We start from the raw sequence: 11,873 nt of genomic DNA, 5'->3' as shown, positions 1-11,873 counted from the left end.
CGCTGGCACAAGTCCGCAGACGAAATTCTCGCCTCAGTGAAGCGCTTCTGCCAAAAGACCGTATGTCAGGGACTTTAGATTCAGGTGACTAGGCTGTTAAGCGTCTTTGCTCGATCCTCGTACTGATCGGCTCGGTTTGGGAGCTTCATGCGTCGGCGATCAAGCTGGCATCCATGCCGCCTTACTTGGCGCGCCATTTGTGCGGTGTCGCGCTGCTCATTCCATGTTCGCGGCACAGCTCGGCAGCAGGCACACCGCCCTCCATCTGGCGCAGCACGCCCATGATCTGGGCCTCGGTGAAACGAGTCTTCTTCATTGGAGTCTCCTCGCTCATCCCGCCGAGAAAATTCCACTTCGCATCTCCCTAAGATCGGGGGAGATATCTTGGGGGGCACGTATTTTTGTTGCATAAATCAGCCTATCGTATCTGTGGCGCTTCTTGGCGCGCCCCATTCTGGCGGGCGCAATCTCCGCTTTTCCAAGATCACGCCCGCCCCGCAGGCCGAGCTCGACCTCCGGCGCCGCCAGATCTTCCCCGCGCTCGTCGACCAGAGCCGTCACGCAGCCAGAGTCACGTATCAGATCAGCCTCCACCGCGTCGCGGCCTCCGGGAACGGGAAATGCCGCAGACCGCTGCGGCCGATGCGCAAAGCTCCTGCGCGAGTCCGGAAGGCATGCCGCGGTCATCGTGCGGCTCGAGACCCTCTGGCCAGATTGCCGACCACCCGCATCCCGAGGATTGGCCGTCCGGCTCCGGCATGGAAGGATCGGCGCTTTCGCCTGCCGCGGAGCCTGCCTGAAATACCGCCCAAATCGCAGGAAAACGACTCGGCGGCTCCAAGGACCCTGATGGCGGCAGACGCGGGTGGCCGGCGGATCGGGCTTTGGCAATACCCCGTTCGGTGGGGATCACAGAGCTTGCGTTAATCTGATTTCACATATAAAAATACCGAACATCGAAAGTTTCTAGCCACCTAGGAGCAATCATGACCTTGCGAGCACAGCCAGAAGGCCCAAGCTTCGCTCAGCGGCCGGGCAGTGGCACGCGCTGCCGATCGGGCGTCCATCGCCGAAACCATGCCGTCGCCTCCCGGCCCCTGCCGCAGCGCCCCGGCGCTCGGGCAGTTCCGCGGCCGGTATCCCGTCGGCTGCCGCCCGGCTGATCACGACAAGGGCGCCCCCGGCTCCGGCAATTCGCGCCACGGGGACGCCAGAATCCAGTTTCCTTTCAACACAGCACATCACCGATCCGCACCATTTTAAAGAGTACCTGAACCCCGTTCCCATTCATCCCGCGGGGCATCCGAGTCCGATCGGACCGGGATCCCGGCATAGCCAGACGACAACGCGACATGCGCCCTGCGGGGGGCTGGCTGGCACGCTGCCTGCCCGGTCCGCTGCTGCCTTGCCGCTGTCCATGGCCTCCTGGCGGCTGCCTGTCCCGCCGCCGGGCTGCGCAGCTGCCGCGGTCCGGCGGTCCCGGCCGGCCTGCTCCGGGAATGCCCCGCGGCCTGTCCTGTTTCCAACTGCAATAGACGGAGAAAGACCATGAGCCTCAGCCTTCGGAAATTCGAGGACCAGAAGCTGTCCGACGGAACCGACTTCACCTTCGACTTCGGCGGAACGCTGCAGCAGTCCATCGTCGGGATCGCCTATTTCAAGCTCAGCTACGGCGAGGATCACAGCTACGAGCTCAACAAGATGGCCATGACCCTGTCGACCACGCCGACCGGCAATGCCGGCACTTCGGTCAAGACCACGGTCACCGCGGTCCTCGAGGATGACGACCACAGCATCGACCTGGGCGAAAGCTACGTCTCGCTCTCCGCGATCGGCGTCACCGGCTCCGGCGAGGACTTCAATGCGAAGCTCGGCACCCAGAGCAATATCAAGTCGGGCGACAGCGAGACCAAGATCTGCGGCAACGCCTCGGAGCCGGTCCAGACCTCCGCCGTCATGATGTCCGGCTTCAGCATGGCCTACAGCACCGACATCCACCGCTTCTGGTATGCCCAGACCACGCTCAAGCCGACCGACAGGCCGGCTGACGGGCTCTACGCCTCGATCACCGGCTATTGCGAGGACGACGACAACAACACGACCGACGAGAACAGCTTCGACCTGATCGGGATGACGGTCTCGACGGCCGAAACGCCGCCCTTCCTGGTTCAGACCTGGAAGGGGCAGAAGCCCGACACCGACGTGACGGTCGACTTCTCGGAGATCCTGCAGCCCGGCTACGTGATCGACTCGGTCCGGGTGTTCATTGCCGATTTCAAGGCGATCTACGCCGATGGCGGCATCGGCTCCACCGATCACGAGATCACGGCGATCGGCGCGGGATGCAAGAAATGGGACGGCGCGGGCAACACGGCGGTCACGCTGACCAAGCCCGGCGCCTTCGTCTACCAGACCGGCCACGGCGACGACAAGCAGGACAATGACACGTCCTACGTGAAGCTGGTGATCGTCGCGACGCAGCGTCCCGGCTGATCCCCGGCCCTCCGCGCGCGCCTGTTGCGGGCGCGCGCCCCTCGCTCCGCAGCCCGTTTCCAGACCAGGGAGGCCCGCATGGCCCCGTCGACCGCCTTTTCCGGTGCAAACATCTTCAACAGCCAGAGCGCGCCCTCCCGCCGGAGCGGCCAGTCGGACGGCGTCCAGAAGGGCGCCCTCGCCGCCTCGGTCAACCTGTTCAAGGGCGATGTGGATCTGACCCACCCGCTCGTCAGCCTCAAGGGGCGCGCGCAGGACGGCAGCGACACGCTGAAGATCTCGCTCCAGTACGGCAGCAATGTGCGCCACGGCGCCCTGACCTGGAATGCCGAGGCGCCGACGGGGACTCTCGGGCTGGGCTGGGACCTGCCGCTCAGCGCCATCACGCTGCAGGGCGATGGCGGGCCGGCGCCCTCGGGGGCCAGCTACACGATGTCCGACAACGGCATTTCCGGGACGCTGGTGCGCCAGGACATCGTGCCCGTGCTGCTGACCGCCGCCGCCAGCCTGCTGGACGCGGCGCAGTCCGGCGGGGCCGTCCCGCCCGGCCTGCGCGCGGTCTTCACCGGCAATGGCCTGCCGCTTTCGCCGGAGGCCGTGCTCGAGGGCGGCCCGGCGGACTGGAGCCTGCGGGACGCGGCACTGGAGCAGGATTTCGCCCTTTGCGTCCGGGACGGCGCCATCGAGATCCGCTATGGCGGCGAATTCTACCAGCTGCAGAACTACAGTTTCTGCCATATCGTCTTCTACCCGGCCTATGACCGCTGGCTGGTGATCGACGAAAGCGGCGCGCGGCGCAGCTTCGGCGGCGGCGTCGGCCGCACGGAGGGCGGGATCGCCACCAGCCGCGGCAACTCCGTCTCCTGGTCGGTCTGGTGGACCGGCGGCGGCGACCGCCCGGCCTGGAGCGGCGCGGGCACCTCGGCAAGCGGCCAGGTCGCGGTGGCCAATGCCTGGTACCTCGAAAGCGTCACCGACCGTTTCGGCAATGCCCAGAGCTTCGGCTACAACGACTTCCCCCGCGACCCCGCGACCGGCCTTCTGCAATATGCCGAACAGAGCGTCACCGAGGGCGGCCCGGCCTTCACCAAGGCGGTCTACCTGACCAGCGCCACGGATGTCTTCGGCCGGCAGGTCGCCCTGTCCTACGCGCCCAAGCTCTGGTCCTCTGCCGGGGCGCAGGAATACAGCGATCCGCATGCGGCGACCCCGCCGCTCGGCGCGGACGGCTATTTCGCCCCGACCGGCTACCAGGACGCCTACGAGGTGCTGTGCCTGGCAGGGCTGACCGTGACGGGCGCGACCGGGCGCCAGATGATGCGCTACGCCTTCGACTATGCGCCGGTCGCGGACAGCCCCGTCGCCTATATCGGCGGCAGCAGCGGCCAGTTCGCCAAGCGCCTGCTGACCGGCATCTCGAAATTCGACAGCGACGGCGCCCCGGTGCCCGGGCTGAAGATGACCTACTGCCTCGAGGCCGATCCCGCCGACGGGCAGCCGGGCGCGCTGGTCTCGCTGACCGGGGCCTCGGGCGGGACGGTCAGCTACAGCTACACGCGGCAGTCGCTGGCGCAGGCCGACCGGACCGTCGACATTGCGGCGGACGGCGCCGATCAGACGAACCTGTTCTACGGGCCGGACTACACGGTCCTGGCGTTCTACAGCTCCGCAACCGCGTCGCTGGCGCTGAAGCTGGCCAGCTGGAACGGCACCTGGCAGATCTGGCAGCCCGGCGAGGACGGCATCGTCGCCACCGGCAATATCGACCTGACCACGCTGGAATGCCAGGCGGCGCAGGATTTCGCCGTGCTGAGCTACATGGATTTCGCCGGCAGCCGCTATGTCCATGTCTGGAACAAGCTGGCCGCCCGTCCCGGCCAGTGGCAGGGCGCCGGCGCGCTCGGGCTCGACATGCCGATCGTCCTGGAGAATGCCGGCAGCCGCAAGCTCGACATCCTGACCGGCGCGGCGCATTTCCTCATCGCCGACCAGAGCCAGAACGACCCGTACCAGAGCGGCAATGCCATCGCCCGCTACAGCTGGCGCTGGGATCTGGGCCAGTGGATCGTGGACAGCGTGCCCCTGGATCACGGCGGCGCCTGGATCGCGGCTGGCGATAGCAGCTTCGCGACCTATTCCAACGGCGACCAGACCCTGCGCCTCTACTGGCGCAATGCGGATCTGAGCTGGTGCGAGACGCCAAGCGCCATCGCCATGCCCGGCGCGGCCGCGGTGAACAGCTGGGACGACATCGCGCTGGCGGCGGGCACCGCCTCTGCCGCCTTCACCATGGTCGTCTCGCAGGGCGGCAACCTGCAGGCGGTGCAGCTCAGCTCGGTGTCCTGGGACAGCAGCTACGCGCTGGAGGCCGCGGATCACGGCGTGATCTCCGACTATTTCGACGCCGGGATCGGCACGCCGCTGACCACCGTGCCCAGCGTGGTGTCCGACAGTTTCATCACCCTGAATTCCAACGCCTTCCGCCGCACCGGCACGGGATGGGACAGCGTCAGCCTGATCACCTCGGCGAACTACCAGAATGTCAGCCAGGCCTTCGTCAGCGGCCAGGACGTGATCGGCGTGATGACCGTCAACCAGAGCGGCCGGGCCTCCGTCACCATGCGCTCCTGGGTGCCGGGCCAGGGCTGGGGCGCGGCCACCGCGCCGGTGGAGGTCAGCACGCTGGTCCCCAACGACATCTCCCCTGCCGATACCCGCAACAATTTCAGCCTCGGCGGGGACTGGCTGGACATCGGCTCCCTGCTCTACTACCGCGGCAGTGCCTGCGACTGGAACGCCGTGCTCGAGGCCGGGCCCTCGATCTTCATGATCGACGCGATCGAGGCGGCCGAAACGGATTTCGCCTGGCTCGACAGCACGTCGCTGCTCGACAGCGCGCCCTCCTTCGTCGCGCTCGACACCGTGACCACCGCAGGCAGCGGCGCGGTCACCTGCCTCGTCTTCCGCAATGGCGCCGGAACGCCGCTGGTGACCGAGCTCGCGGGCCGGTCGCTCTTCGATGGCGGCGACCAGGGGCAGTCCGCCGCGACGCAGCCGGTCTTCGCCACGGTCGCGCAGACCAGCGGGCCGCCCGCCTCGATCCGCCTGCACCGCTACCAGGGCTACAGCGTCGACGGGCCGGTCACCCATTGCACGGTCTGCGCGGCGGCGCTGGACGACGCGATGGGCGATATCAGCCATGTGGCCTATGCCTGCATCCCCGACAGCGCCATCTGCACCTCCACCGGGGACGATGTCAGCTTCCACCAGACCTTCACCTATCCCGGCACGGCGGATCCGCAGACGGCGCCCCTCGGGAGCGTCGAGACCCTCTATCTGAACACCGCCGCCGGGGTGGACCGGGACAACTATTTCGACCTGCTCGAGGGCCAGCAGCTGGCGCAGATCACCCGCGACGCCTCGGGCCAGATCGTGGCCTCCAGCACGACGAAATGGGAGGTGGTCGCCACGGTCGGGGCCGATCCGGTCACCGGCGGGCTCGTGCCGCTGCGCGGCGGCTGGGCGCGGGCGGCGGAGCAGACCGAGACCACGGACTGCGTCACCCGGACCACGGTGATGTCCTACGAGACCGCCGAACTGCCCGCCAGCCTGACGGGATCGCCGCTCTCGACGCTGAGCGCGCGGGTGAATGCCGCCGGCGAGAGAGAGGTCTTCTGCCGCAGCCAGACCCCTGCCCTGCTGGCCTTCCCCGCGCTCTGGGCGCAGCATGCGGTGGAGGATGCGGCCCAGGCCGCGGGCTACTGCATGCCGGTGAAGGACGGCGCGCCCGACCGGGAGGCGGCGACGCTGGTCAAGGCGCAGGCGAGCCTCTGGTCGCTGGCCGCGTCGGCGCTCGGGGCGGACGTGATGACGCCGGTCCGCTCCGCCAGCTACGACCTGGTCGGCGGCACCGATCCGGACTTCCCCTTTGCCGCGCCGGACAGCGCGGCCGGGCTGGGCTGGCTCTTGGCGCGGCGCTATACCGGCTTCACCCCCTGGGCGCAGCCCTGCGAAGAGGTCGACGCCCTGGGCGTGCCCTCGGCCATCCTGCACGGCGCCGACGGGATGGGCGTCGTTGCGCATGCCAGGGACACCACCTCCGCGGGCCTCGCCGCCACGTTCTTCCAGTCCTGGGAACAGCTCGACCGGCTGGAGACGGATGGCAGCTACGACCCGGATTGCTGCCATACCGGCACGCAGGCGCTGCGGCTCGGCGGCGGGCAGTCGGTGCGCATGGCGCTGACGCCCGGGCGCGCGCAGCGCTATGTCGCGTCGCTGCGCTACCGCAGCGCTTCCGGCCAGGCGACGCTGGCCTTCGGCACGGCGCAGCTCGAGCTCGGCGCCACTGGCGGGGACTGGTGCTACCGGACGCTGCCGCTGGAGGCCGGGACCGGGACGCTCGGGCTCTCGGTCACCGCGGCCGGGGGCGATGTCTGGGTGGACTCGCTCGCGGCCGTGCCGCTGGCCAGCCAGGCCACCTTCCAGCTGCAGGATCCCGACAGCCTGGCCGAGACCACCGGCATGGACGGCGGCGGCCGCTGCCGCCGGATGCTGCTCAGCCCGGCGGGCGACACGATCGGCTGCCAGTCGTCGGACGGCGAGCTGCACGACCTGCGGATCAAGGGCTATGGCCGGGCGATGTCGGCCAGCGACAGCCTCGACCCGGCCTGCCCCAATTCGACCATCGCCCTGCAATGCGCCGCGGGCGGCAGCGTCGACGGGTTCCGCGACGGCGGCGCCTGGACCGGCCGCTGGACGCCTTCGGGCAGCTGCACCGCCTCGGACGGACTGCTGGTCCTGGCGGCGGGCAGCGGGCTCGACCTGGCCGATCCGCGCTTCACCGATCCCGCGGATCCGGCGCAGGCCACGGCCGCCTCGATCGAGATCCGCTATGGCGAGGGGCTGGATTTCTCCGTCGCCTTCGGCGGCATGACCGTGTCCTGGACCGCAGATGGGCTGAGCTGCGATGCCGCGCCGCTCCTGGCCGATCCGCCCGCCTGCCCCGGCAATTGGGTCTTCGTCCGCAGCGAGGGCGCGACGCTCTTCTACGGCGACGGGCAGCTGCTGGTCTCGCTGCCGGGCAGCGGTCCCCGCGCGCTGTCGATCCGCGCGGCCGCGCCGCTCGGCCTCCGGCGCCTTTGCCTGGGCTATGACATCCGCCTCGGGACCATCCATGCCGACGGCGCGGGGCGCACGCGGCAGGCACAGCAGCTCTGGGGGCTCGACAGCATCGTCGTCGACAGCCTCCGCGACACGGCCAACCGCCAGATCGCCACCACCAAGCCCTGCCCCGGCTCCTTCGGCAGCGGCGCGGCCCTGCCGCCCATGGCCTACCGGCCGGGAACGGTGGACCGCGCCGATTTCGCCGCGAACTGGGAGCGCAGCGCGCAGATGTCCGGCGATGTGTCGGACTACTATTCCGGCCGGCCCTGGCAGGGCCTCGCCCCGTCGGATGACGGCGGCTATCCCTATTACGGCATCCGCTACGAGGCCTCGCCGCGCGCGCAGCAGACCGAGATAGGCCGCCCCGGCGCGCGCCATGCGCTCGACCCGGCCGTGCCCGCAGCGGACCGGCAGACGCTGCGCCTGAGCAGCGGGGCCACCTGGCAGTCGCCGCCCCCGGCCCCCGGCGAGGGCCCGCCCTACCATATCGACGAAGCGCTCACCGCCGGCGGCGTCAGCTACCGGCAGGCCACCGGAAAGCTTGGCCAGGTCATGTCGCTGGCCGTGGGCAGCGCTGCGGGCGGAACGCTGATGCAATCCACGGCGGCGAGGAGCTATGCCAACCTCTCCGCGCCGCAGGCCAGTACCACCGTCACCCTGCCCCGCGGCAACGGCAACGCCGCCACCCCGGCCGAGGCGGGGTTCGACCGGGTGCGGCTGCAGGACGGCAAGGCCCGGGCGATCTCCTTTTGCGAACCCAATAGCGGCGAGACGCAGGTCGTGCTGGACAGTGCCGGCGCGATCCGCTTCCTGCTGCCGCGCATGGGCGCGGAGGAGGCCTTCTGCCTCTACCGGAAATACGACCGCTGCGGACGCCAGGTCGAGGAGGGCCTGCTCGAGGGCGACTGGGACACGGCCAGCCTGGCGCCCCATGCGGATGACCCGGACTGGCCCGATGCCGCAACCGATGGCGCCGCCACCCGCGCGGCCTGGACGAGCTTCGACGGCGACGGCAGCGAGCCGCTGCTGATCGGCCAGAAGACGGAGATGACGCGCATCACCCCTTGCGCCGCCGGCTCCGTCACGGTCACCGACAGCTACAGCTACGATCTGCAGGCCCGGATTTCCTCCGTCAGCCGCCGCATCGACGCGCAGGCCGGCGCGGAGGCCGCGCTGCACTATGCCTACAACACGCTGGGCCAGGTCACTTCGATCCAGCTCCCGCAGGAGGCCCCGGTCTCCGAGCTCGCCTATGCCTATAACGACCAGGGCCAGACCGAGACGATACGCTGCGGCGCCTCGGGCGATCTGCTGGCCAGCTATGTCTACGGGCCGGACAGGAAGATGGTCTCGCAGCAGCTCCATGGCGACAGGACCTGGACACGCAGCCTGAGCTACACCTCCGACGAACGGCCCCTGTCGCTCCAGGCCGCGATGGACGGCAACGGACCGGTGCTGCGGCTGGACTACACCTATACCGATGACGGGCTGGTCCTCGACCGGTCGATCGACCTGAACGGCACGCCGGTCGCGGACACGTTCGGCTATGACGGCAGCCGCGCGCTCAGCAGCGTGGCCGGCGCGAACGAGGCCGCCTACGGGCCGCCCGACCTGAACGGCAATCTCGCGCAGCTCACCGAAGGCGGCGCGACCACGGTCTTCTCGCCAAGCGCCGCCACCGACCAGATCGCGGCCATCGCCACGGATGGCGGCGCGGCCGTGCCCTGCGCCTGGAATGCGCGCGGGAACATGACGTCCGGCAACGGCCGCAGCTATGCCTACGATCCCGCCAGCAGCCGGACCATACGGGTCGCCCGGGACGAGACGGTGCTGGAGCTCGCCTATGGCGGCATGGCCGACCGCGCGATGAAGGCGGGGGCGGACGGGGCGACCTTCTACTTCCCCGGCGCCGGCAGCACCCCGCTGCTGCGCAAGACCCCCGAGGGCTGGGACCTGCTGGTCTCCGGTCCCGGCGCGATGGCCGCTTTCCTTGCGCCGGGGCGCCGGCTGGCGCTTCTCACCGATGTGCAGAACAGCCTCCTCCTGGCCACCGACGAAAGCGGCGCCGTGGCGCAAACCCTGCTCTACCGCGCCTTCGGCAGCGCCAATCCCGGGCTCTCCTCGGGTTCGGGCCCCGTGCCCTACCGGTTCCAGGGCCAGGAATGGGACGGCGAGGTCGCGCTCTACAATTTCAATGCGCGGCTCTACGACCCGGCGCTGGCGCGGTTCCACGCCATGGACCTGGCGCTCCAGTACAGCTCGCCCTACCTGTTCGAGGCCAATTCCCCGCCCAACCAGACCGACCCGAGCGGGCAGATGTCGCAGGCGGCGCAGACCGGCCTGGGGGTCGCCTCCGTCGGGCTGGCCCTGGGCGGCATCGCGCTGACCATCGCCACCGCGGGCGTCGGGTCGGCCGTTGCCGCCGGGATGGAGGCAGCCGCCGCAACAGCGGACAGTGTCACTTTTGCAGCGGCCGGAAGCGTGGACGTTATTGCAGACACGGCGGTGGGCGTGGGAGACACCCTTGAGGCGTCCGGAACCGTCACCGTGGCGGCGGCCGCGGAAAGTTCCGATGCCGGCATCGCACAGGCCTCGGCCGCGTCCCTGCGGCGCTCGGCAAAGAACGTCAGCAGGATCACCGCGGGGACGAAGATCATGACGCGGATCCCCATCGGGATCGGTGCCCAGGACGCGCGCACGGCCTTCTCCACCGACAACAAGGACTTCAGCATGAAGGACTTCGCCGTCGCGGCAGCGACCGGGGGCACCGCCTGGCTGATTTCCGGGGTCGTCTTCGCCGGCGAAAGCGCGGCGCTCGACGGCCTCTTCAGGCAGTGGAAGGTCCGAAAGAGCGCCGAGATCGGCACCCGGATCCTGGCGTCGACCCTGACGACCACGGCGCTCTCGGATGTGTCGCAGGTGGTCACGAATTGCTGGCAGGACCAGGACTGGTCGACGGGCCTTGTCCGCGCCACCCTGACCAGCGGCTTCAGCGGGCTGGTGGCCGCCTCGGGCGGGGCTGCGACATGCGCCCTGGCCGACAGTTTCGGCAGGAAGAAGGCCGACTGGATCTACCAGCGCGCACGCAGGAGCGTGATCGACCGGCAGCGCGCCGCCCAGGCATCGCCGGACTCGCACCCCGCCAACCAGCCGCCGACGGAAAGGACCGCCCTGCGGCCGAGCCAGCAGAGCTCGAGCGTTCCGGCAGGCTCGGGCGACGAGGATGGCTGATCCCGGTCCGGACTCCGTCGCTGCCGACGGCCCTGCGGCGGCAGGCGCCGGCGGACCACGCCGCCAATGGCGGCGGACAGGGTCAGGCAGGGCCTCCGGTCGCGACCGCTCCGAGGGCCATCCGGGCCTGCCCGGCTCTGCCCGGAGCAGAAAGCGGAGCAGAGCGCGCCGGGCCGCGGGACGTGCCGAGATCGTCACCGAAGACGCGGCCTCGCCTGTCCCCGGCATGCCGTGCCTGGCGGAACGGCCCCGGGAGAGGCGCGCATCCTCCGCAATCCGTCCGGGACCGTCCGCCGGTGGTTCCAGACGCGGGGGTGCTGTCCGGCTGCCATCCCCGCGCCGAGGGCGGCCTTATGCGGTCGCACGACAGTCCGCCCCCTGTATCGCGGACGGACCGGTCATGGGCTGCGGGCGTCGAACCGGCGGTGGCGCGGGGACTCGGTCCCGCAAGGGATGAACCGGCGGGCGCAAGACGGCTGGCCCGTCGGGAACCGGCTGGCAGATGGTCCTTCGGGGGGCGCGTCTTGCCCTGGCGGGGGGCATGGTCGCGCGCGAAAGGCTCTGTGACCGGGCGGGCGCGAGACGGCGGGGCCGGCTGGCTGTGGCTGGCAGATGGTCCTTCGGCGGCGTCGGCAGCCGGATGAGGGGCGGAAGCCGATGGCCGGGGCGTGCTCCGGGGGCAGGTCTCGGTGGTGCCGGGCGCGGTCCGGCGAAAGCGGCGCGGGGCGCGTCTGCCGCGGCGCGGCCAGGGACGGAGACGGCGACGGGGACGCGGCCGGAGTCGGGGACGGGGCGGGCCGCCCGTGGCGGCGCTGTCGGGCATGGGCGGCGGGGAGGAGCCGCCCCGGCGGACGCCCTGCCGGAGACCCGGCAGAGCGCGGCCCGCGTCAGGACAGGACGGCCGTCAGAACAGCACGTCGCCGGACGCGAATTCCACCGAGTCGAGGACCCGCTCGTCCGCGTCGCGGACGATGATCTGGTCGCGG

Annotated in this window: 2 protein-coding genes and 1 pseudogene; 2 read left to right on the top strand and 1 reads right to left on the bottom strand. The window is 70.1% G+C overall.

Features of this window, described 5'->3' with window-relative positions:
- Positions 1–184: 184 nt before the first annotated feature.
- A pseudogene (locus tag FGX59_RS34485) lies at positions 185–316 on the bottom strand (transposase); the annotation flags it as partial.
- Between the two features lie 1,232 nt (positions 317–1,548).
- Here FGX59_RS34485 and FGX59_RS34480 point away from each other — a divergent pair.
- Together FGX59_RS34480 and FGX59_RS34475 are read left to right on the top strand one after the other, a co-directional pair.
- Complete coding sequence (locus FGX59_RS34480; RefSeq protein WP_138472971.1) at positions 1,549–2,493, top strand: hypothetical protein; 945 nt, start codon at positions 1,549–1,551, stop codon at positions 2,491–2,493.
- Between the two features lie 78 nt (positions 2,494–2,571).
- Positions 2,572–10,887, top strand: coding sequence for an RHS repeat domain-containing protein (locus FGX59_RS34475; protein ID WP_138472969.1), 8,316 nt, complete (start codon positions 2,572–2,574; stop codon positions 10,885–10,887).
- Positions 10,888–11,873: the final 986 nt, after the last annotated feature.

This window comes from Poseidonocella sp. HB161398, assembly GCF_005870025.1.
GTDB lineage: Bacteria > Pseudomonadota > Alphaproteobacteria > Rhodobacterales > Rhodobacteraceae > Mangrovicoccus.
Note: the sequence above shows the minus strand (reverse complement) of the source record. Positions and strands in the feature narration are given on the sequence as shown.

Bases quoted from the DNA above. Each gene is read 5' to 3' on its own strand.
- FGX59_RS34480 (WP_138472971.1), top strand. From the start codon at position 1,549: ATGAGCCTCAGCCTTCGGAAATTCGAGGACCAGAAGCTGTCCGACGGA.
- FGX59_RS34475 (WP_138472969.1), top strand. From the start codon at position 2,572: ATGGCCCCGTCGACCGCCTTTTCCGGTGCAAACATCTTCAACAGCCAG.